We start from the raw sequence: 22821 nt of genomic DNA on the forward strand, positions 1-22821 counted from the left end.
AGAATCGGCACAGCCATATCGACGCTCCGTTGCCGGAAAAGCGCAACCCAAATGTGTTCACTGGCCAGAGAGGCTCGTGTGTTGCAGGCGTCGTGTCAGAGGGAGTCGGTACGGCCTCGCCCCCGAGGTCGCTCTGGACGACGTGGACGTGCACCGGGAACGGGAATCGTGCGCCGGGTGGTCTCTGCCGGGCGGGCGGCGTCGGCCAGGATCTGTTCCAGGTCGAGGCGGGAGAAGCGCAGGTGCTTGCCCAGGAAGGTGCACGGCACTTGGCGGCAGGCCGCGCGCCGCCGCAGCCACGACTCCCGCACCTGCAACAGCGCCGCCGCTTGCGCCGGGGTACACAGCAACGGCACCGAATCACCCGCCGCCTGGGCCGCATCCGGCCAGCGTCCGGCCGCCCCGCCGTCCCCGCCCAAACCACTGTGCGCGGACGGCTGCGGCGAAGCAGAAGATGCCGATGTCTGGGTCGGCGCGATGCTGCCGCCGGACCTGCCGGTTCCCGCTCCTGACTGTGGCGAGACTGGATAATCCTCACGCCGGAGCTCGTCAGTCACCTCGGTTTGCAGTGCGGTGATGGCCTCGACGGTCCACCCGTCCGGGTAATGCGCGGACATCAGGCCACCCCCCGATCCGGGGCACGCTCGCCTCGGAGGTCGCCGGCGGCGGGAGCACCTGCTGCGACCGCGGCGGTCGGAAACCCACCCCCACCCGTCGCCCTGCCGTGCCTGTGCCCGAAGCCCTCGGCGTCGGCAGCAACTGCAACCGGTCCAACTGCGACGGGCCGCCCTGTCTGCTGGCTGCCGAGATGCCGTTGGAGGAACCGTCGTGTGCGGTCGGCGTCGGCAGCATCTCCGCCTCCGTACTCAACAGCCCCGGCACAGGGCCAGGCGCACACAAACATTCGCTCCCGGAGGTGGGCCGCGCCGATGTCAGCGGCGCGGACGCAATGCCAGAGCGCGTCATACCCTGCTTCGGCCAGGTCGCCGAGTACACGGTGGAGACCACCGTGTACTCGGCGAATCACGGCAACGTCCACCTCGGCGACCGACGCCTCGCCATCGCCTGAACAACTCGGCCGCTCGACGAGCCGACCCACCACGTCCTGCTCGGCTGGCTCGATCACCGGCGCGATCGCTGGCCGCACACCGCCAACCCGCACCTGTTGATCAGCAACGACAGCGCGCTCCACCATGGTCCGGTCAGCGCCACCTGGATCCTCTACCTGCGCGGCCAACCGGCCACGCTGGAACGGCTGCGCATCGACCGGCAGCTCGAGGAAGCTCTCGCCAGCGGCGGTGATCCGCTGCGTGTCCCGTCGATCTTCGGTGTCTCGCAGACCACCGCAATCCGCTACGCGCTCACCGCGCAGCGACTCCTCAAGGACGATCATGCCACCACGCCCTCGGAATCCTTGCAAACCCAAGTGTCCGACCGCCACAATGGCGCCGATGCGCGCTTGGGTTCCTCCTGAATACGCTGGGATTTCTGGGAACCCACGGACTTTTGCGGGGCCTGCAGGATGAGCAGGTCTTCGTGGGCGATCACCCATGCCGGGACGCCGCGGGCACGGAGTTTGCGGACGTAGTCGAGCTGGAAAAACGACGAGCGCGGCACCAAGCGTCCGTCGCGCACCCCGGCCAGCAAGGCCACACATCGCTGTACCGGTTGCAGACCTGCGGTGATCGCCGCGTCCAGGGTCAGGGACGGGAAGTCGAGGAGTTCGCCGTCCTGTCGGAAGGGGCGGGTGGTGATCGCGACGATCCCACCGGGCCGCAGCAGCGGGAGCGCGGTGCGGAGGATCTCGGTGAAGGCGCCCAGCAGGTGGTGCACGCTGCGGTGGGCGAGGTTGCCGCGGTCGTGGCCGTAGGTGTGGTCGAACTTCTGCACGCCGTGGCTGTGGTCGTTGCGGACGTGCCCGTGCAACGACGGCCCGTACGGCGGGGAGGTCAGCAGCAACGCGAGCTGACCGGCGTACTGCTCGGCCAGCTGCGGCAGGACATGACGGGCATCGCCTTGGACGACGTGGCCGGTGCCGGGGGCGCCGAGTTGCGCAGCCAGGGCCAGGTTGGCCTGGGCCAGCTCAGCCCAGCGTGGTTCGTACTCCACCCCCAGGGCGTGACGGCCAGCGTGGACGGCTTCCACGAGGGTGGTGCCGATTCCGCACATCGGGTCGCCCACGAGGTCGCCGGGGGTGGTGAACCTGGTAATGGCGTGGCGGGCGATCGCGGGCAGCATCTTGGCCGGGTGGGCTGCGCTGCCGGGAACGTAGCGGTCTCGGCGTTGGGTGCGGGCGACCTGTTGCGCGGTAGGCCACACCGAGACCGGCAGCTGCTCGAACAACTCACGGTCCCCGCGGCGGGGTGGTGTGCGGCGGGGCTGTGTCACCGGATGCCTCCTTGATCGGCAGTAAAGATCAACAGGTCGAGGTGAGCCGACACGTGCACCTGCCCGGTCGCCGACGAGGAGGGGGCGGCGGGGGCATGCGGGTCGCCGGGCTGGTCGCTGCCGGGGTGGGCCTGGATGGTGACGATGTGCTGGCGGTAGGTCAGCCCGGCGGCCTGCGCGGCGGCGACGATGAGGCCGGTGTGGTTGGCGAAACATCCGGTGCCGGCGGGGTTGGTGGTGAGCACGGCCAGGACTCCGCCGGGGCGCAGCCAGTCCCGCCAGTCGGTGTAAGGCTGCCCGGTCGGGGTGATCCACGGGCTCGGGAGTTCCACGGCCAGCACAAGCCCGGCGCTGCGCGGTGGCACCGGTGGCAGGTGCCACCGCTCGCCAGACTGCTGCTCCGGCCTGGCGCCGCCGGCGCCGTCGGCGTAGTGACCTGGTGTGAGCGGGCGGCGGGCATCGACTGCGGTGTGTCGGTGGCCGTGGGAGTCGACGACCGCGGCAATGCGGTGCGCGTGGGGACCACTGACCAGGACTGTGTCGGCCGGCCGAGAGAATTCCTGGGCTATGCGGGTAATCAGCGTTCGGGAGACATTCTCCGGCAGCATAGAAACGCCCGTGTCCTCACCTCGATCCGGCGGGCACAGCCATACCGCCAGCGGAACGGTAGACGCCTCTGCAGATTTTCTAACACCCCGGCCGGAAGTAGACTTTGTACGGGCCGTGGTCGGCGAGTTGCGTGTGGGCATGGTACGGGTTCACCCCGTCAACCTCTGTGTTCTGACACCTCTCTAAAGCGCACGCTCGACCCGGAATTGACAATCGATCTCCGAGTTTCTTTCTGACTGTGGTGATCTTCTTGGCCAGGAAGCCCGCGGGTTGCGGTAGCCGCTGTACGCGCCGGTGTGCAGATTCGGCCAACCCGACAAGCCGGACTGGCCTGGTGATCGGCATGTTCCCGTGGCGTGGTCGAGGTGCCCAGCACGCCTGGCGATGCTGGCGGGCGCCCGCTCCGCTGAGGCGGCTGGGACTCTGTTGCAGTACCGCGCGCGCTCAGCGGAGCCGGATGACCATGCGGCGCCGACCACGCAGGCCGCGGTGCGGCTGATGGTGCCGGAGCTGGTTGTCAGAGCTGACCGGACTGCGGTCGATCATCTGGACCACCACGCGCGGAACCGGTACTACCGTGTCCGTCTCGTACTCCCCGGCCAGCCGGGGGCGCGGATGGCGCTGGCCAGTTATCCACAGGTCGCGCGCCGGAGTCGACAGCACCTGGCCGCCACCGTCCTATCGAGTACGGACAGCTACCAGACAAGATCGCCGAGCGGAACTTGCGCCGGGCGACCTCCTGGGCCTCCCACGCGTTCGTGGCCTCCGCTGTCCTGCCCGTCGAAGGCCGCCCCGGTGCTCCGGTGCGGTCGCGGCCGGAGCAATTCCGGCTCCGGATTTCACCGCGCTGCACACAGCGCTCTGTCGCACCGAGCTCCGCTAACAGTGCAGCTCAGAGAACGGATCTAACACCCTTTCCGTCACGTTGCATGGGCCGCTGACACGAGGCTGTCAATCGCTCACAAGATCGTTGTGTGCGGTGTGTGCCAGCCCGGGAGTGCGGGATGGACGGCGTCACCACGCCCGCTCGGCCGCCCGTCACCGGGGGCCGCCACGGAAAGGGTCGCCACCATGACCGCCCGCACAACCCGCCCCCACCACCGCCGGCCACAGCCCGCTCATCCCAAGCCGACGAGAGCCGACCGGTCCGATCCCGTAGACGTTCCCCCTGAGGCTGTGGACAACTCCGCCGACTCTGATGCCGACAGCGCCGCGTCCGCGGTAGTGGCGTGCGCCTCGCTGTTGGACACCACCGAGAATGCCTTCCGGTTGCTGACCACCGGCCCGCAGCCCCTGGCAGTCGATGGTGTCGAACTCGGCCATGGCCTGCCCGCGAGGCTGGTGCCTCTGTCTGAGCTGCGGGATCTGCTGCTCGCCCCGAGGGCCACGCACGCGATGCGGGAAGCCGCCTGGGTGCACCTGGTGTGCCAGGCCCAGACCGCGGATGCGGCGTGGGTGGTGGGCGCGGTCGGGGTCGCTCTGCCCGGGTTACGCGCCGCGGCCGGCCAGCTGGCCTTCGGCTACACCGGCGAGGTCCACGACCTCGACGCGGAGGTCCTGACTGGGTTCTGCGACCGGCTCAAGACCATCGACCCCGACGCCGGGATGCTGGCCGCCCGGCTGATCTGGGCCGCTCAACGTGCCGGCGCCCGGCTGCGGGCCACCGAGTGGAACGGTGCGGCCCGCCAAGTGCCCTGGCACGAAGCCCTCACGCCGACAGCGCCGGCAGCGCATCCGGACCTGGTCCTGGCTGCCGCGGTCAGCGAGGGCGTGTTGACCTGGCGCGAGGCCGCCGTGATCGGCGCGACCCGCCTGGAAGGGCTCCATCTGGTCGATATCGCGCCCGCGATCGGGCTGAACTATCGCCAGATCCGCTACCTGCGTGCCCAGGCAGAACAGCGGCTTGTCGCCCACCTCACGGGAACATCCGAACACAATTCTTGACCCGGGATTGTCCATTCACGGTCGTGGGCGCGCTTTAGAGAGATGCGGGGGCAGAAGGCCCACCGAGTGTTCACACGGCAGACCGGACCTCTTTGTTCTGACACCAGCCCTGCCGCGACTCCGTGAAAGGAGAATCACCCCGGTTTTCCTGCCGTTGCCACCGGTGACCTTCTGCCCCCGCATCCGAGACACCTATGTCACCAATTCGCTGTCGTTCGACTTGTTGGAAAGGAGGATCCGCCATGCGTTTTCGTCCGAGTGTCCCCACCCGCTACAGGGCGGCGCGGCGGTGGCTGCTGCGCAGCGTCACCGTCGCGGCCTGTGCGGTGTTCACCTGGATGAGCATGGCGGCCCCGGCGCTGGCTGCCCCTCCGGGCGATCTCAACCAGGTGATCGAGCGGATCCGCCTCGCCCTGCTCGTGCTGGGCGGGGCGCTGGTCGGGCTGTTCATCACCATCGGGTTCTTCCGCTACTCCGCCGCGGACGGGGACCCGGGTGAGACCGAGCGCGCCAAGAAAGCGATCCGCTGCGCCGCGGTCGGGTTCCTCGGCGCGGCCATCGCCCAGTTGATCGTCAAGGTCCTCCAGTCGGTGGTGAGCTGACCATGCCCACCACCCGAGCCCCGGACACCGACCGGCAGCGCAGGCCGCGGACACGGTGGCTCCTGCCCACCACCGGCCTGCTGGCCGCCCTCACCGGCCTGATGCTGGTGCTGCTGCTCGCCGGGGCCGGGGGCCGGACCGCACGGGCTGAACCGGTCGAGCCGACGCAGGTCCCGATCCTGCCCACCGCCCCCACACCGCCGCCGAGTTCCTCTCCACCGTCCTCAGCTCCGACCACGGCTGCACCGACGACGACACCGGCGCCACCGCCAGCGCCGCCGGCGGGTCCGTCGTTCCTGGACGGCTTCTCCGGGGTGGGCATGGTCGATGTGGCGGGGATGGCGATCACCGAGTGGGTCCGGGGCCTGGTCCGCACCGGGTTGCAGACCGTGCTCAAGCTGCTCGGCGACACCGTGTTGTCCACCCCGGAGATGGCCGAGATGCCCCGCATCACCGAGCTGTGGGACTGGGCACGGCACATCGCCAACGCCCTCTACGTGCTGCTGGCCACCGCCTCCGCACTCATCCTCATGGCCCACGAAAGCCTGCAAACCCGGTATGCGGTCAAGGAACTGCTCCCGCGGCTGGTGATCGGGTTCCTGACCAGCAACCTCAGCCTGACCATCGTGGGCCAGGCCATCGTCATGGCCAACGCGCTCTCCTCCGCAATCCTCGGGGAAGGCACCGGCCCGGCGAACCTGGTCGGCCAGCTCAACACCAACATCGTCACCCAGGTCCAGACCGCCGGAATCTTCCTGCTCCTGCTGGCCTCGGTGCTGATCGTGCTGATCGTGATCCTGCTGCTGATCTGGATCGTGCGCATCGCCCTGACCGCGGTCCTGCTCATCGCCGCACCGCTGGCCCTGTCCGCCCACGCCCTGCCGCACACCGAGGGGCTGGCGCGGTTGTGGTGGAAGGCGATGATCGCACTGCTCGCGGTCCAGATCGCCCAGGCCCTGGTGCTGGTACTGGCGTTGCGGTCGTTTTTCGCCACCGCCGACCCCACCCCCGGTTGGATCGGCATCGGCACCGGGGCGCTGACCTTCCTGGTGTTCCTGGTGTTGTTCTACATCGAGATCAAGATCCCGTTCTGGGCCTTCCAACAGGTCTGGACCGCTCGGGGCGGGATGCTGACCTCGCTGGTCAAGTACGCCATCGCCGCCAAGACCCTGGGCATGCTCGGCCTCGGCAAAGGCGCCCGCCGCGGGGCGGCGGCGCGCGGTGGAGGCAAGGCGGGCCGTGTCGCCGGGGGCATGGTGGGCGGAGTCCGCCGGGGCGCCTCACCCGTTGTCGCTGCGGCGGTTCCGGCTGGGCAGTTGGCACCGCAGTTCGTGGCCAAGCCGACCCCCGCCAAGGCCCAGCGCCGCCTGGCCGAGGCCCAAGCCAGGATCCGGACCGCGGGTGAGCGGGCCCGAGCCCAGGCCATCCGCTCCTACGGCGCGCCCCAGGCCACCGCGACCCCGCCACCGCCCACCGCCCGCATCTCCCAGCCCGCCCCACGGACCGGCTCGACACCGGCCCGGACCTCCACCACCCCGCTGCCCTTGTCCACGACACCGGTCGCCGGGGTGGTGCAGCCCGCCCGGATCTCCACACCGCCGGCACCGATGGCGCGGCCACCACGGACCACGGCGGTCACGCCGCCGCGGATCTCGACCGTCCCGCCCAGCACCGCCCGCACCCCCACCGCATCCGCACCGGTCTCCGCCGCGGCGAACCCGGCCGCCTACACCCCGGCCCGGATCTCGACGACCCCGCCACGGATCTCCCACACCCCCACCCCACGCCCGACCCCGCCACCAGACCCGGCGGCCTACACCCCGGGCCGGATCTCCGCCGAACCCGCCCGCATCTCCACCAGCACCGCCAGCGCCCACGTCCAACCCGCCGACGGGACCGAACCCAGCCGACGGCGCCGGATCCGACGCCGCACCAACCCGAGCGACCCGAAGGAGTGAGACCAATGGCTCGCCGCGAACATGAAGTGCCGATGACCGTGCCGGTCCCGGCCGACATCGACCGCCCCGACCGGATCGCCTTCGGGCTCACCGCCCGCCAACTGGCCGTGCTCGGCGCGATCGTGGCCGGGTTGTGGGGGCTGTATGAGGTCACCGCCGACCTGGTCCCGATCGGGGTGTTCCTGACCGTCGCGGTCCCGGTGACCGGCATCGCCATCGTCGCCGTGATCGGGCGACGCAACGGCCAGGGCTTCGACCAACTGCTGTGGGCCGTGCTGGGGCATCACCGTGCGCCGCGGCGCCTGGTCCCTGCCCAGGCCGTGCCGGGCAAGCGGGTACCGGATGCACCGTCCTGGGTGCAGGCCCGCGCCGGGGCGCTGCCCGGACCGTTGCGGCTGCCGGTCACCGCGATCAGCCCCGAGGGGGTACTGGATCTGGGTCGGGACGGGCAGGTGGTGCAGTGCGCCTGCTCGGGGGTGAACTTCGGGCTGCGCACCCCCGGCGAACAACGCGTCCTGGTCGCCGGATTCGCCCGCTGGCTGCACTCCCTCACCGGCCCGGCACAGATCGTGGTACGCGCCGACCGCCTCAACCTCGACCCGGTCATCACCACGTTGCGCGAGATCGCCCCCAGCCTGCCCCACCCGGCCCTGGAAGACGCCTGCCACGCCCACGCCGCCTTCCTGGAAGAACTGTCGGGTTCGCGGGATCTGTTGCGCCGCCAGATCCTGCTCGTCCTGGCCACCCCAGCCGCAGGCAGCCGACGGCAGGCGGGTGGTCAGCAGGCGGTGCTGCGGCAAGCCGCCTTGGCCCGGCAACTGCTGGCCTCCGCCGAAGTCCACGTCCGCCCCCTCGACGGTGCTGACGTCCAGCGGGTCCTGGCCGCCGCCACCGATCCCCACGGCGACCCCGCCCCACCAGGCGATGTGGCCTCGGCCAGCGGGACCGTCACCGCCGCCCCGACCCTGCTCCACCCCAACCCCGACCCGGATGGGAGGTGATCACCGTGCGAAACCTGTTCTCCCGCAACACCTCTGCTGATGGTGGCCAGGAGGTGCTGACCGGGCCCGAGGCGGTGGAGGTCACCCCGCGGCACCTACGCCTGGGCGCGGGATACGCAACGACGCTGGTGGTCACCGGCTACCCGGCCGAGGTCGGCGCCGGATGGCTGGAACCCCTCCTGTGCTATCCCGGGCGCCTCGACCTCGCCCTGCACATCGAGCCCGTCGACCCCGAGATCGCCGCCGGGCACCTGCGTACCCAGCGCGGCCGGCTCGGCTCCTCCGACCGCGCCCAGCACCACACCGGTGATGAAGACCCCGAACTTGGCGCGGCGGTGGAGGACGTGCACGCGCTGTCGAGGGCATTGGCCCGTGGCCAGACCCGCCTGTTCAAAGTCGGCCTGTACCTGACCGTGCACGCCGCCAGCGAGCAGGAGCTGGAGACCGAGGTCGCCGAAGTCCGAGCCCTGTGCCGCTCCCTGCTGCTCAAAACCCAGCCGACCAGTTTCCGCGCCTTGCAGGGCTGGGTGTCGACCCTGCCGATGGGCACCGACCGGCTGCAGATGCGCCGCACCCTGGACACCCTGGCCCTGGCCACCGCGTTCCCGTTCACCAGCCCCGACTTGCCCACCGACCCGGCACCCGCGGCCCAGCCCACCGGGATCCTCTACGGCCTCAACGCCACCAGCACCGGGCTGGTGTTGTGGGATCGGTGGAGCCAGGACAACTACAACAGCATCACCCTCGCCCGCAGCGGCGCCGGCAAGTCCTTCTTCACCAAGCTCGAAGCCCTCCGCAGCCTCTACGACTACCGCGACACCGACCCGCAGGACGCGCCCGGGGTGCAGGTCTTCGTCATCGACCCCGAACACGAATACCGGCGGCTGTGCCAAGCCGTGGGCGGCACCTACCTCCCTCTCGGTGCACCCGAGGTGCGCCTCAACCCCTTCGATCTGCCCGATGGTGCCCAGCACATGCCGGATGCGGTGACCCGGCGCAGCCTGTTCATCCACACCGCCGTAGCCGTCCTGCTGGAGACCACGCTCACCCCGGCCGAACGCGCCGTGCTGGATCGCGCCGTGACCGCGGCCTACGCGGCGGTGGGCATCACCACCGACCCCCGCACCTGGGCACGTCCAGCTCCGCAACTCGGCCACCTCGCCCACGTCCTGGCCGCCGACCCCGACCCGGTCGCCCATGAGCTGGCCGCCCGGCTGGCGCCGTTCGTGACCGGTGCCTACGCCGGGCTGTTCAACGGCCCCACCACCCACCGCCCTTCTGGGCACCTGGTGGCGATCTCGCTGCGGGACCTGCCCGAGGAACTCAAACCCGTGGGCACCCTCCTCGCGCTGGACGCCATCTGGCGGCAAGTCCTCAACCCCCGTAACCGTCGGCGGCGCCTGGTGATCGTGGATGAGGCGTGGCAGCTCATGCAGCAGCCCGCCGGAGCCCGGTTCCTGTTCCGGATGGCCAAATCCGCCCGCAAACTCTGGGCCGGCCTGGCCTTCGTCTCCCAGGACCCCGGCGACCTTCTGTCGACTGACCTCGGTCAGGCCATCGCCGCCAACTCCGCCACCCAGGTGCTGCTTCGTCAAGCGCCCCAGGCGATCGAGGCGATCACCGAGGCGTTCGGCCTCTCCGACGGCGAACGTGATCATCTTCTGGCCGCGGGCCCTGGCGAAGCGCTACTGCTCTCAGGCTCCAGCCGGGTCGCCTTCAGCGTGGTCGCCTCCGCCGAAGAAGGTCCGCTGATCACCACCGACCCGGCCGAACTCCTCGACGAGGACGAGGAGTTCGACTGGGATAGCCCTGGCGAGATGCCGCAGTGAACGGCCTCGACTGGACCGCGCTGTTCTCCGCGGCGGAGCAGGTGGCGGGTTGGGTGGCCGGGGTGTGGCAGCAGCACACCGTGCTGATCGTGCTGGCCGCGGTGTTCCCGTTGGTGGCCAAGGTGATCCTGGTCGTGCTGCGCCTCAGGGCGCGGCGCGGTTGGCGGGATCGGGCCAGGTTGGTGGAGGTGCTGCCACCGTCGGATCTGGACCTGGCCGCAGCCTTGGCCGGTGGCCGGCGACTGTGGCGCGACCTGACCGGGATCACCCCACCGGCCTGGCGCCGCAAGGTGTTCGACCACCCCGCGCTGGCCCTGGAGTACCGGCTCACCGCCGAGCGACTCACGGTCCGGATCTGGATCCCCGGACCGATCCCGCCCGGCCGGGTCGAAGCGGCCGTCCGGGCCGCATGGCCCGGGACGCTGCTCATCCCGGCCACCGACACCCCGATCCCGACCGGACACACCGTCACCGGCGGCACAGTCCGGCTCGAACGCCCCGAGTACTTCCCACTGCACGTCACCGACGCCCGAGAAGACGCCGACCCCGTGCGCGCCTTGCAGTCCCTTGCCACCGCACTACAACCCGGGGAATGCGCGCTCGTGCAAGTTCTGCTCCGCCCCGGCGTCGGCGGGCGGCTACGCCGCTACCGACGCACCGTGCGCCGCCTGCACACCAACCGACCCACCACCGGCTCCGGAGTGAGCGCGCTGCCCGCCGAACTGGCCAGGGAGCTGCTGGACCTGATCACCGGCAGCCGCACGCCAGCCCGCTCGACCGGTTACTCCAGTACCCGTGGCGCTGATCCGCAGCGGGCGGAGGAATTGCGCGAGATCCGCGGGAAGGCCGTGTTGCCGCAGTGGGAAGTCGTGCTGCGCTACGCCACGGCCACCTCCGCCGCCGGAGGCGTGGCCCGTGCTCGGGTGCGGGGGCTGGCCGATGGGGTCTTCGCGATGTTCGCGGTGCTGGCCGGGCGCAACGCCCTGGCCCGCCACCACCTCCGCCACCCCGCCACCGCCCTGGCCCGGCGGCGGCTGCGCCGCGGTGCGCTGCTGTCCACCACCGAGGTCGCCGCCCTCGCCCACCTGCCGGTGCGCAACCCGGCCCTGGCCGGTGGCCGAGCCCGCACCGTCCCCGCACCACCCGAAGTCTTCGACCACCCCGAAACCTCCAACTAACCACGACAGGGAAGGAGCCCGCGATGCCTGCACACAACGACACCGGCACGCCCGCCGGCCCGCGGCGGCTCACCCTCACCCCCGCCCACGACCAGCGGCGGCAGACGCCGAAACCGCTCGGTCACGCTGATGCCGGTCCTGCCCGGCGCGTGGTGCTGCGGGTCCCGGATGCCCGCTACCACCTGCACATCTGCGGGGAAACCGGCGCCGGCAAAACCACCCTGCTGCTCAACCTGGCCCTGGCCGACATCCACGCCGGACGCGGCCTGGCCGTCATCGAACCCCGCGGCGACCTCATCCGCGACCTCCTCGACCGGATGCCCGCCGACGCCGGGGAACGCCTGGTGCTCATCGATCCGGACGAGACCCAGGCCCCGCCCAGCCTCAACGTCCTCGACCCCACCGGCCTCGGCGGGGAAACCGTGGCCGACCAGCTCGTCTCCACCCTGCACCGCCTCTACCACGCCTGGTGGGGACCTCGCGTGGAAGACACCCTGCGCGCCGCCACCCTCACCCTGACCCGCCAGCCCGGCGCCACCCTGGCCGACATCCCGCTGTTGCTGACCAACACCGCCTACCGCCGCCAGGCCACCGCGGCCGTCCGTGCCGAAGACCCGGCCGGGATCGGCGCGTTCTGGCACGCCTTCGACCAACTCACCCCCGCCGCCGCAGCCAGTGCGATGGGGCCGGTGCTGTCCAAGCTGCGCGCGGTGACCACCCGCCGGTTCGTCGCCGACCTTTTCGGCACCGCAACGAGTTCCTTCCACCCCGCCGACATCCTCGACGGCGGCATCCTCCTCGCACGCCTACCCAAGGGCGAACTCGGCGAGGACACCTCCCGCCTGGTCGGCTCCCTGCTGCTGTCCTCCCTGTGGCAGGCCACCACCGCCCGAGCCGGCCAACCCGAACCCCAGAGGCTGGACGCGACCGTGCTGGTGGACGAGTGCCAGAACTACCTCCACCTGCCCACACCACTGGATGACGCGCTGACCGAATCCCGCGGCTACCACGTCTCCTGGGTCCTGGCCCACCAACACCTCGACCAACTCACCACCGTGCTCCGCACCGCGCTCTCAGCCAACGCCCGCAACAAGATCCTCCTCGGCGTCTCACCCGAAGACGCCCGCCACCTCGCCCCGCACGTCGGCCCACACCTGTCCGCACTGGACCTGCACACCCTCGGCGCCTTTCAGGCCGCCTGTCGCCTGGTTGTGGCCAACACCAACACCTCCGGCTTCACCCTGCGCACCCAGCCACCCCCACCCGCCATCCCCGGCCGCGCCGAACACCTCCGCCACGCCGCCCGCCAGCAGGGCCTGCTGCGCGCCACCCGCCAGCAGAACGTCGCGCGCCGCCGCCGGAACATCCCGGCCCCGGAAGAGCAGGCAGCCCACCCGATCACCGACCTCTGATCCCGGAAGGAGCCCGACAATGCAGCACCCCCAACCAGATGAACCCGCCGCCCCATGCGCGCCACCTCGCCACCGGGCTCCGCGACCGGCCCGCCCGGCCCCGTTGGACGCGGTCGCGTTGTGGAGCCGCCTCACCGAGCGCGACCGCACCATCCTGCGCCTCCTCGACGCCCACCAGGTGCTCACCACCGAACACCTGGCAGCCCTGGCCGGATTTCCCACCCTTGACCGCGCCCAACGCCGTCTGCTTGCCCTCTACCGCACCCACGTGCTTGACCGGTTCCGCCACCCCCGCCCGGACGGCTCCATGACCTCCTGGCGCTACGCCGTAGGCCCCGCCGGCGCGGCGATCCTGGCCGCCATGCGCGGCACCGAACCACCCCGCCCCGCCACCCTGCGCACCCGCCTGCTCCGCCTGGCCGCCCACCCCGCCCTCCACCACCTCCTGGGCGTCAACGGCCTCTTCGCCGACCTCGCCAACTACACCGCCACCCACCCCGGCGAGACGCTGGCCGGATGGCTCGGCGAACGCCAGGCAGCCCGCGCCTGCGGCAACCTGGCCCGCCCCGACGGCCTCGGCGTGTGGCAACACGCCCAAGGCCGAGTGGTGTTTCTGCTGGAGTACGACACCGGCACCGAAAACCTCGGCCAGGTCCAGGCCAAACTCGACGGCTACCGCGACCTCGCCCACTCCGGCGGCCCACAACTACCCCTGCCCCACACCGAGGACCCTGCCGGACAAGCGGCACCACTGCACCCGAACCGGAGCATGCCGGGCCCGTTCTGGGTGCTCTTCCGCCTCCACTCCGCAGCCCGGGAAACCCACCTGCGCCAACGGATCCACACCGATCCCACCCTGATTCAGCCCACGCACGGGTCCGTGCGGTGGGCTGTCGCAACGACCCACGCCGACCTCACCGAAGTGCACAGCCCAGCCGGGCCGATCTGGCTTCCGCTCAACGCCTCCGGCCGCCAACTACTGCACGCACTGCACCTTCACCAGTAGTCGAGCCAGTCCGCAACGACGGGCCACAGCGACGCCACTCAACGGCCTGGTCACCGCCACGAACCACGGAGAGGAGTCCGACCGTGCCCATCCTCGCCTCCGCCGCCACCAAAATCGCCATGGGTGCCACCGCTGTCCTGGCCGTCCCGATCCTGTTCGTCGCCGCCACAATCGGCGCACTCGGCGGGAGCCAGGCACAGCCCGGCCCGGACGCGGTGGCCGACATCCCCACCGACTACCTCGGCATCTACCGCACCGCCGCAGTCACCTGTCCCGGACTGGCTTGGTCCGTGCTGGCCGCGGTCGGCAAGGTCGAAACCGACCACGGCCGATCCACCCTGCCCGGAGTCCGCACCGGCTTCAATCCATCGGGCGCCGCTGGCCCCATGCAGTTCCTGCCCGCCACCTTCACCGCCTACGCCCACCCCGTGCCACCCGGAGGTGTCGACCCTCCCTCGCCCTACCACCCGGTGAATGCGATCCACGCCGCCGCGCGGATGCTCTGCCGCAACGGCGCCAAGGACAACCACGACATCCACGCCGCACTGTTCAGCTACAACCACGCCAACTGGTACGTGGACAAGGTGTTGGCCGTCGCCGCGAGTTACAGTCGTTCGGCCACAACGGGATCGGTCGTCGAGCGGGTCATCGCGTTCGCGATGAGCCAGATCGGCCAACGGTATGTCTGGGGCGGTGATGGAGCGCACGAGGGCGGATTCGACTGCTCCGGGCTGACCAAGGCCGCCTACGCCGCCGCCGGGATCACCTTGCCCCGCACCGCGCACACCCAGTACGTCGCCGGTCCGCGCTTACCACCCGGGGCTCCGTTGCTCCCAGGCGACTTGGTGTTCTTCGGCAACCCCCACACCAAGATCCACCACGTGGTGCTGTACGTCGGGGACGGCAAGGTTGTGCACGCGCCGACTTTCGGCCAGCGCGTCCAGGTCGCTCGATTGGCCAGCCTCGGCCCGTACGCCGGCGCGACTCGACCTTCGGGATCGGTTGCCGCGTAAGGAGAATGCTGTGGTTGCACGATCGATACTCGCGTTCCCGCCCAGCTCCGGGGTGCTGGGTCCTGTCGAGGTTGGGTTCCGGCGTCCCGTTGTCGGCACGCCGGAACGCCGGTGGCCGTGGCTCAGGATGCCGAGGCGGGCGGGATTGCCTCTGCCGAAGACTGTGGTTCAGCCTGACCACATGGTAGGTCGGGCACGGTATCGGACATCATGCCCACCACGGCCACGGCGGGCCGGCGGTCATCGTGCACTGCGAGCACGCACTGGACGAACCGGGTCTGCTCGGGCCGAGTGAGGTTGACCCGGTTGTAGTGATTGGCCAACCCAAAGGCTCGATGTACCGCGTCAGCACACTCCCCGATGCCCGCGACCCCAAAGAGCATGATCCGGATCAGGTCAACGGATCCGGTGGTGTCGGCGGTGACCTCAAACCTGGTGTGCGGGGGCAGGAGGTCATCGCTTTGGACACTCCATAGGCTGTTCTCGATGTGGCGGGCGACCTCTCCAGTGAGTCGTCGGCGGTGTCGTCGTAGTGCTCTCCGATCAGCCACAGATCGCCCGCGCTACTCAGGGGCCGGATGGGGATCGTTCGCTGTCATGGCGATACAGCCCTTTCGGTGTTGGTGGGCGTGACTCGGACTGCCGCGTCGACGGTGGGCGTCCGGATCGTTGGCAACCGGCATCGCGCGGCGGCGATGGGTGTATCGGTTGTGCCCCTTGTTGTTTCGTCGTTTCCGGGTGCCCGGTTGGTCCAGACGTATGGACGCTCGACTCCCGACGGAATGTCAATCCCGGGTTGGCGCCACGACAGAGAGTTCACCCATTCGGTTGGGCAGCAACGACTTCACTACGTCCCGTCGACACGAGGCAGGCGATATTCGGGCAGCCGCCTTGACTTCACCGTGAAGCAGAGCGTCCATGGTGTTGAGCCCGAAACACCGGTAGCGCGCACCGCCGGACTCACAGCCCCCGGGGGCCTGACATCGCCCACCGATTCGCTCGCAAGGGATGCGCTCACGATGCCCACCACCAAGCCCAGCACCCTCAATCCAACACTCGCACCGCGCTCGGCGACGCCGAGCAGCTCCGCCTCGCCGGCCGCGGTTACGGCTGAGGACAAGGTGTGGCAGGCACTGCGGCAGAAGCCCGGCGCCACCGCCGCCGAGATCGCCCTGGCCGGCGGCGTCGGCGGCTCCACCGCCCGCAGGGTCCTGACCGTGTTGGAGAAGGAAGGCTCCGCGGTCCGCGAACGGGGAGCCACCCCGCGGGCCGGTGACCGGTGGTTCGTGGCCGATGAGCCCGGTACCGCCACAGCCGCTGCGACCGCACCCCACGAGGTCACCGGGACTACTGCCCCGGAGCCGGAGCCCGAGGAGGAACAGCCCGAGACCAAGGCGAGTCCAGCAGCGGCCGAATCCGCCGCGGACGTCGCCGAACCACCGGCATCCCCCCAAGAGTCCACTGTGGACAGTGTTGGGGCTGGCGCGTCGGTCTCGGCGCAGCCGGGCGTGGCTGAGGTCGCCTCGGAAGCACAGCAGCGACTGCGCCCCGGCGCGTTGCACGGCATGATCGAAGACTTCCTCAGCGAACACCCCGAGGCGGAGTTCACCGCCGGGGAGATCGGCCGCAAACTCAGCCGATCCCCGGGTGCGGTGGCCAACGCATTGGTCAGACTGGCCGAACGCGGCGTGGCCACGCAGTCCAGCGCCTCCCCCAAGCGCTACACCCGCACCATCGACGAGGATGTCCGGAATCCAGCCATTGCCGGCACATGATCACGTGGTTGTCGGTGCCCGGCGGGCTCCGCCGGGCACCGACAACGCCCAGGTGCGCACTCGCTGCCTGCTCGCACTGGCACTGCGGACAAGCTGCGTCGGGCGCACAACGAGACCGGCGCGATTTCCGCACCCCAGGGTGGGCGTCCATGAGGCTGAAGGAGAGTGCGATGCACGGCGCGGTGGTGGCGGTCGATGTCGACGGCGTGCTCGCCGCCGACCCGCGGCTGGCCGGTGGTGAGCAGGTGCTGTCGGCCTTGGGCTACCAGTCCTTCAGGTTCGACGGGCTGGGTCCGGATGGTCATCCGGCGGCGGGAGCCGTCTGGCTGAACCCTGAGCATGGCGGGTGGCTGCGCGAGTTGCTTAATCGGAGTGCCGAGCTGGCGTGGGCGACGAGCTGGGGCGTGCGCGCCGCCGAGTGGATCGCCCCGCGCCTGGGCCTTCCCGAGATGCCGGTCATCGAGGTTGCCCACCACGGGCCTGCCTTCGGTTGGTCGCCGAAGGGCGGGCCGATCCGCCGCTGGGCCAGCGGGCGGCCGCTGGCCTGGCTGGATGATCAGTTCGGCGGCAAGGAGTGCGGATGGGCTGCCGACCGGCGCGCCGACGGTATCCCCACCCTGATCGTGCCCGTCGGGGCCGGCAGCGGGTTGCGGCGTCAGCACATCGATGCGGTCATCGCCTGGCTCGACACCGAGGTCGCCGCCCACTTGCGACAGGTCACCCCCTGACGTGGACGCCACCACGGCGCCCGTTTGCCGAAGCCGAGCGCGATCACAGACCGGATGCGCCCGGAGGCTGATCCCTGGAGGCGTTTCCTGCTCCACGGCCTTCGCCCGCCCAGGTCCGGCACGCCGTGGTGTTGCACAGGGTTACGGAGTAGGACCGCTGGGGCGGAGGGGGCGGGCGAGGTCAAGTTGTTCAAGACGCAGGCTGATCTCTTCGTCATGCTGCTCCGCCTGGGCAAGGAGATCCGCGAGCCAGCCCAGTGCGTCGATCAACTTCCAGAGGTAGGTGCCTGGGTCAGTCCTGGCGAGTCTGCGGTACACGCGCACTGCCTCATGCGCAGGCTCCAGTCCCGGCGGTTGCTTGATGGCCGCACGCTCGGCGCTGTTGAGCCTGTTGTCCTGTGACTTGAGCTGTGACAGCAGGTTCAGCATGCTGGCCAGCAGCGGCAGATAGGTGTCGGCGTCCTGATCGGACAGACGCCGAGATATCCGGACAAGCTCCCAGACCAACGTCCTCCTCACCAGGTCCAGCACATCACCTTCTGGTAGCTGGTCGGCATAGGTGGTGAGGAACTCGGTGTAGGTGGCAGCTCGGTCGATGTCCGACACTTCTGTGGCCGCCCCCAGGACCGTGGCGAAAGTGTGCTCAACCAGCGCGAGGTTCTCATGGTGGGAGTGCAGCGACCAGGCATCGCCCAGGCCGTAGAGAATGCTGGAGGGGACCCGGGTGCAGACCTCGACCGCGACCGCCTCCACCTGCTCGTTGCGGTGACCGGCAGCTCCCAGGACGGCCATGCACCGCGCCAAGGACGGCCAGTTGGCATCGCGGTCCTGATCGAGTTCCTCGACCAGTTCGACGATGAGTTCCGCGTTCAACGGCAGGGTCATCATGCTCGCGGTGAAGTCTTCCCCGAGTCGGTCCGGGCGGATCGGTGGCAGCACCTCCCGCGGCGCCGGTGGATAGAGACGCTGGTAGGCGCGCACGGCTCGGTCCGCCTCGGCCTCGTCCCCGGCCACCCGTGCCGCGCGCAGCATCGATCGTGCCGCGGCGGCGGTCTCGAACGGGCCGAACATGGTCGCGATCAGCGCCACCTGCTCGATCAGGGGTGCCTGGTCTGCCCAGTAACGACGTTCCCGATGGAGAAGGAACTGGGACAGGTCACGCTGTGTGGGACGTGGGAGGTGTTCTCGACTCGCACAGGTGGCGGCCAAGGCTGCCATGTGCAGCTCCAGTGGCGAGCCTGTGCTGTCCTCGATGTCCTCGGGCATCGACACGGCCAGACGGGAGAGTCCGAGTTCCCGCTGAAATGCCTCGACCGCCTCGGCGTAGGCGGCGTGTAGGTCGGTGGCGGCAAAGCCGCCCAACTGCAGCGGGGTCTCCACCGGCGCCAGCGGATCCAACCTGCTGGCAGCGGTATGCCACCACTGATCAGCCGAGCGCGCCAACAGCAGCACGCGCATGGTGGCACCCCGGCGCTCGTCGGCGAGCTGCTCAACCATCTCCGTGAGCCGGGCATCCCCCCATCGATCGGCGTAGTCGACCACCACGAGAACAGGCCGGCCATCGCTCACCCGGTGAGCCGGGGAGCCGCCGCTTCGCCGGTTTCCTCGGGACGCGTCTGCGACGGCCCATCCCCGCTCGAAGGACTCGTTCGCGAAGTGGGCCGACAGACGCGTCTTGCCCTGCCCGCCAGCGCCGTAGACCAGCAAGACAGACAGCTCACCGGAGCCGTCCCGCCAGGTGCGCAGCCGTTCCTGCTCGCGCGAACGCACACGGTAGGGCACCACCGCCGATCGCGCGTCGAGGAGGTAGCTCGGACTGTCTCTGGCCAACCTCCGCGACGGCCCGGCCGAGTCCATACGGAACTCCAGCACGTAGTCCTCGGCGGGGTTCAGCACGATCCGCACTCCGCCGTGAATGCTTCCGGCCTGCACCACCGGCCCAGTCACGACTCCGTCAACCGTGTTCTGGATCGACCACAGCGCCTGGGAATTGTCGTCTCTGTCCACCCGGCCCCCTCGCTGCTCCAACAGACACCGCAACCATAGGGGCTTTCACCCTCCAGAGCGCCGCGGCCGCACCCCGTCCTGACCGAGATCCGGGACTAGCTCTCTGGCCTCACGCCCCACTGACCGCCGGGTTCCAGCGGCCGCGTGGATGCGCTACTCCAGTGGCAGCGCGGGTCTAATCGGGTGTAGTCACGGTGCCCATCCCAGTGCAGTGCACGCGGTGCGGGGCGCATAGCCGAGGTGGCGGCCTTCGGCCAGCCACACCACCGGCGCCTCACCGTCGGCCAGCTCGTCCGCATCCACGGCATCCTCCGGCGTGCACACCACCTGGCTGACGGTGTAGGCCATCGGCCAGTCGGGTTGGGCGGCGTAGCGCACCGGGGTGGCCGGGTCGTAACGGGTCAGCGCGGCGAGGAGATCGCCGACGGTGTCGATACGGGCCATGGCTTCGCCCCCTGCTCTGGTGTAGTGGCCGGGCCGTGGGGTGAGCGGGCTCTCCGTGGGGTCTGGTCGTGGTGGGGGTGCGGGTTGGCTGTCGGTGGTCACGGTGCCGATGAACCCGGCCAGCCGGTGTTGATCACCTTCGTTCGGGAAGAACACCTGCACGTCGAACCGTTCCTTCCCGGAGGCGGGGTTGCACGGGTTGCCGGCATCTGCCACCGCATAGACGATTGTGGTGATGTCGATCGGGCTTGGCGCGTCCTCGGGACGTTGGTAGGGGTAGGCGAGCTCGGCGTCGCTCAGCCCGAACACCTGGATGCAGATCACGTTCGGGCTGGTGTTGACCTTGGCGGCGAAGCGAATTCGGGCGGGCAACACCGCCGCAGGCTCGCTGTCGCTGATCGTGATCAGTTCGGCCAGGATCAGGGTCGCCGCCTCGCGGAGGGAACGCTCGACGGTGTCCGAGGGGCAGACCACGTTGTGCCGGCCGTGCCCGCCGGAGGGCAGTGGACGGTCCGGGTCCGCTTCGCCGACGGCCTCGGTGGCCTGACTTGCCGTGGTAGCGGGCCGGGGGTGGGCTTGGCCGCTGTCCGGGTCGGGAATCAGGTGCGGTCGCAACTCCGTGCACGCGGTGTCGAGGTCGGGATAGGGCACCGGCTGCCCGTTGCGGGTGCGGGCACGCGCGGCAATCAGGGCTGCCGAGACGTTGATCCTCTTGTGCGGCAGCAGGAAAACCTCGGCCCGCCCAGGCCAGTCGGCCAATCCGGTACGCACACCGGAGAGGGCCGGCCGGACCGTCGTGATCCGCCCGTCACGGGTGACCCCGGCGATCTCGGCCAGTTCGACCTCGGTGCGGGTGACCGTGGTGGTGACCGGATCGCGGTAGGCGGTCACGATCAGCGCGAGGTCACCGCGGCGTGCCCGAACGCCGCCCGGCTCGGGTGGCGTGGCGGCGAACAGGGCGAGTCCGTCGCAGGGACGCACAGTCCGGCGGCGGGTGCGGTTGGGGTTCATCACGGGCCTCCTGCACACGGGGTCTGGTGTGGTTGCGGTCGGGGTCAGCCTTGATCTGGTTCGGGAACGTGGCGGAGTGGCCTTCGGGTCGGGTGCCAGATGGCGCGGCCGAGTCGGTACCGCTGGGCCCACTGCCTGATTGCCACCATCACGAAAGGCGGCCGCGCGTCGGGCGCCTCGAACTCCGTCCCGTCGGATGTGGACAGCACCTCACGGAGGTTGTCGGCTGCGCGGATCAGGTCGGGCAGCTTGCTGCGGGTGTAGAACCAGTCTCCGCGGCTGATGCCCGCCTCGATGCGGGAGAGGTAGTCGATCAGCTCGACGAAGTCCTCGGCCACCCGGATCTCATCGCCACGCAGCTGGCGGTAGATGTCGCCGGTGGCATCCGGCGGGATGGTCGTGGTCATCACGACCACCTCAGCGCCGTCGCCACGGCTGGCGGCAGGTCCCGGTGGAACGGCCAGCCGACCTCCTTGCCGCCGCCGAGCCACACCACAGGCAGGTCGGCGGCTTCGGCATCCTCGTCCGGGGCAGAGACGACTGTTCCCACGGTGACCTGATGGTGCACCGGACTCTGGGGACCGACGGGAAGGCGAATACAGGTGGCGATCCGGACTGGGCTGGCGGGGTCCTGGGTGGCGAGTGCGGCGATCAGCTCGCCCACGGTCGCGATGTGGTTGTCGTTCACGGTGAACACCTCCCAAGGCGGTGCTGGTGTGGGGCTGGGTGGGCTGGCGGTGGTGGCCCGGTAGGTAGCCGCAGCCACGGCGCAGGTGGTCGGGCACCGCGGTGGGCCAGGGTCAGGGGTGGTTGTCGGGGCGCAGTTCCAGCCGCACGGTGTGTTCCCAGCAGCGGATCAGCGCGGTGGGGTCGAGCCAGTTCTCCTCGCGTCCGTCGTCGGGGCGGACGCCGATTTCGGTGTCACCGTCAGGGGATGACTCGACGAACAGGGTTCCGGTGCCGAGGGTGACCTCGGTGCCCACGGTCACCGGTTCCGGTTCACCGCGGTGGGTGCTGCCCCAGTGGGTCAGGGCCGGCGGGGCCTCCAGGATCACTGCCACCAGATGGCCGCGGGCACCGATGGGGGCGTGGTCGAAGGACACCGGGCTGGGGGCGTTGGCGGTGCTGTGCAGGTGGACGGTGCCGTAGCGGTCAGTGTGCCGTTCCAGAGAGTTCCAGTTCAGCACACCAGTTCCCACAACAGTGGAATCCATAACCAAGGTCCTCTCCCGAAGGCATGGCTCACGCCAGGTGTGGAATTTCGGCGACTTCCCGGATTCCCCGGCGACAATTCAAAGATAGCTCGCCTACGCGATGATCTCAATAGGTGTCCGCCGGGTTTTTCAAGACTCTTTTCCCGAATTCTATGCACAATTGCGAAACAGGTGAGTTCTCTCCCATTTTGCGCCGTTCATGCCGAACTCGCCGGCCGCCCCGCGGGGGCACCCTGGGTGAGTTCGGCGGCATCGGGGCGGCTGACGGCCAGCTCCGGCCCCGCCAGGCGCTCCGGGGCTCCGGTCCTCCCGCGGGCCAGCCTCGCCGGTGACCGCGGTCCAGCCCCGGCGGCAACCGAGTGTCACCTGGTGAGGGTCACGAGGTCCTGTTTGGCCAGCGAGAACAGAGCAATCACCCACACCAGGCGAGCAGTCCATCTGGAGCCACCACCGGGTGGGAGTGCGGGTCGGGATCTATCGTCCTTGAGTCTGGGACGTCACCAGAGCTGACAGGCAGGCCGCTGAGCTGCATCACCGCCCCTGTTTCGGTCACCGCCGGGGCACCGGTGGCCCGTCATGCTTAAGACGGTGCCCTACCGGCGTCCCCAACGGTGCCCCTAACGGCCCCCTCAGCGACATCCCCATTTCCATACCTACTCGACCGTCCACATTCGCTCTTCGCCACTTCGCCACGATCGACAT

The 22821-nt window shown here is 69.9% G+C and carries 20 protein-coding genes; 12 read left to right on the forward strand and 8 right to left on the reverse strand.

Annotated features, from left to right (window positions below; all coding sequences use genetic code 11):
* Positions 1-95 precede the first annotated feature (95 nt).
* Positions 96-356: a helix-turn-helix domain-containing protein gene (locus tag MZC64_RS38055; protein WP_247764528.1), complete on the reverse strand. Its 261-nt coding sequence runs from the start codon at positions 354-356 to the stop codon at positions 96-98.
* Positions 357-1165: 809 nt separating this feature from the next.
* On the opposite strand from MZC64_RS38055, the gene MZC64_RS38060 reads away from it, so the two are divergent.
* Positions 1166-1474: a hypothetical protein gene (locus MZC64_RS38060; RefSeq protein ID WP_247764530.1), complete on the forward strand. Its 309-nt coding sequence runs from the start codon at positions 1166-1168 to the stop codon at positions 1472-1474.
* Here MZC64_RS38060 and MZC64_RS38065 read toward each other — a convergent pair.
* Positions 1390-2388 carry a TRM11 family methyltransferase gene (locus MZC64_RS38065; protein ID WP_247764531.1) on the reverse strand — a complete coding sequence of 333 codons (999 nt, stop codon included), beginning with the start codon at positions 2386-2388 and terminating at the stop codon, positions 1390-1392. The two genes, MZC64_RS38060 and MZC64_RS38065, sit on opposite strands and share 85 nt — an antisense overlap.
* A complete protein-coding gene (locus MZC64_RS38070; protein WP_247764532.1) occupies positions 2385-2753 on the reverse strand; it encodes a hypothetical protein in 369 nt (122 codons plus the stop codon). Before MZC64_RS38070 ends, MZC64_RS38065 begins: the two co-directional genes overlap by 4 nt.
* 1420 nt (positions 2754-4173) lie before the next feature.
* Here MZC64_RS38070 and MZC64_RS38075 point away from each other — a divergent pair.
* From MZC64_RS38075 to MZC64_RS38125, 11 genes are all read left to right on the forward strand, one after another.
* Positions 4174-4941 carry a hypothetical protein gene (locus MZC64_RS38075; RefSeq protein WP_247764533.1) on the forward strand — a complete coding sequence of 256 codons (768 nt, stop codon included), beginning with the start codon at positions 4174-4176 and terminating at the stop codon, positions 4939-4941.
* A 242-nt stretch (positions 4942-5183) separates the two neighbouring features.
* Entirely contained in the window at positions 5184-5543 is a 360-nt protein-coding gene (locus tag MZC64_RS38080; RefSeq protein WP_247764534.1) for a hypothetical protein, read from the forward strand.
* 2 nt (positions 5544-5545) lie between these two features.
* On the forward strand, positions 5546-7501 hold the full coding sequence (locus tag MZC64_RS38085; RefSeq protein ID WP_247764535.1) for a hypothetical protein: 1956 nt from the start codon (positions 5546-5548) through the stop codon (positions 7499-7501).
* 5 nt (positions 7502-7506) lie between these two features.
* Positions 7507-8502 (forward strand): PrgI family protein, encoded by a 996-nt coding sequence (locus MZC64_RS38090; protein WP_247764536.1) that lies wholly within the window; start codon positions 7507-7509, stop codon positions 8500-8502.
* Between the two features lie 5 nt (positions 8503-8507).
* Complete coding sequence (locus MZC64_RS38095; RefSeq protein ID WP_247764537.1) at positions 8508-10331, forward strand: ATP-binding protein; 1824 nt, start codon at positions 8508-8510, stop codon at positions 10329-10331.
* Entirely contained in the window at positions 10328-11509 is a 1182-nt protein-coding gene (locus MZC64_RS38100) for a hypothetical protein (RefSeq protein ID WP_247764538.1), read from the forward strand. The genes MZC64_RS38095 and MZC64_RS38100 overlap by 4 nt, the downstream gene beginning before the upstream one ends.
* A gap of 23 nt (positions 11510-11532) precedes the next feature.
* Complete coding sequence (locus MZC64_RS38105; protein ID WP_247764539.1) at positions 11533-12921, forward strand: type IV secretory system conjugative DNA transfer family protein; 1389 nt, start codon at positions 11533-11535, stop codon at positions 12919-12921.
* 19 nt (positions 12922-12940) lie between these two features.
* Positions 12941-13927 (forward strand): replication-relaxation family protein, encoded by a 987-nt coding sequence (locus MZC64_RS38110; RefSeq protein ID WP_247764540.1) that lies wholly within the window; start codon positions 12941-12943, stop codon positions 13925-13927.
* A gap of 83 nt (positions 13928-14010) precedes the next feature.
* Positions 14011-14940, forward strand: coding sequence for a bifunctional lytic transglycosylase/C40 family peptidase (locus MZC64_RS38115; protein WP_247764541.1), 930 nt, complete (start codon positions 14011-14013; stop codon positions 14938-14940).
* Between the two features lie 1019 nt (positions 14941-15959).
* The gene (locus MZC64_RS38120; protein WP_247764542.1) at positions 15960-16715 is read left to right on the forward strand and encodes a hypothetical protein; all 756 of its coding nucleotides are present in this window, start codon (positions 15960-15962) and stop codon (positions 16713-16715) included.
* 149 nt (positions 16716-16864) lie between these two features.
* The gene (locus MZC64_RS38125; protein WP_247764543.1) at positions 16865-17443 is read left to right on the forward strand and encodes a hypothetical protein; all 579 of its coding nucleotides are present in this window, start codon (positions 16865-16867) and stop codon (positions 17441-17443) included.
* A gap of 141 nt (positions 17444-17584) precedes the next feature.
* On the opposite strand, the gene MZC64_RS38130 is transcribed toward MZC64_RS38125, so the two are convergent.
* From MZC64_RS38130 to MZC64_RS38150, 5 genes are all read right to left on the reverse strand, one after another.
* The gene (locus tag MZC64_RS38130; RefSeq protein ID WP_247764544.1) at positions 17585-19450 is read right to left on the reverse strand and encodes a hypothetical protein; all 1866 of its coding nucleotides are present in this window, start codon (positions 19448-19450) and stop codon (positions 17585-17587) included.
* A 189-nt stretch (positions 19451-19639) separates the two neighbouring features.
* On the reverse strand, positions 19640-20905 hold the full coding sequence (locus MZC64_RS38135) for a hypothetical protein (RefSeq protein ID WP_247764545.1): 1266 nt from the start codon (positions 20903-20905) through the stop codon (positions 19640-19642).
* Positions 20906-20949: 44 nt separating this feature from the next.
* Positions 20950-21312, reverse strand: coding sequence for a hypothetical protein (locus MZC64_RS38140; protein WP_247764546.1), 363 nt, complete (start codon positions 21310-21312; stop codon positions 20950-20952).
* Positions 21312-21593, reverse strand: coding sequence for a hypothetical protein (locus MZC64_RS38145; protein ID WP_247764547.1), 282 nt, complete (start codon positions 21591-21593; stop codon positions 21312-21314). The genes MZC64_RS38140 and MZC64_RS38145 overlap by 1 nt, the downstream gene beginning before the upstream one ends.
* Before the next feature lie 112 nt (positions 21594-21705).
* Entirely contained in the window at positions 21706-22119 is a 414-nt protein-coding gene (locus MZC64_RS38150; RefSeq protein WP_247764548.1) for a hypothetical protein, read from the reverse strand.
* Positions 22120-22821 lie beyond the last annotated feature (702 nt).

Origin of the sequence: Crossiella sp. S99.2 (assembly GCF_023094165.1) — a bacterium.
Lineage (GTDB): Bacteria > Actinomycetota > Actinomycetes > Mycobacteriales > Pseudonocardiaceae > Crossiella.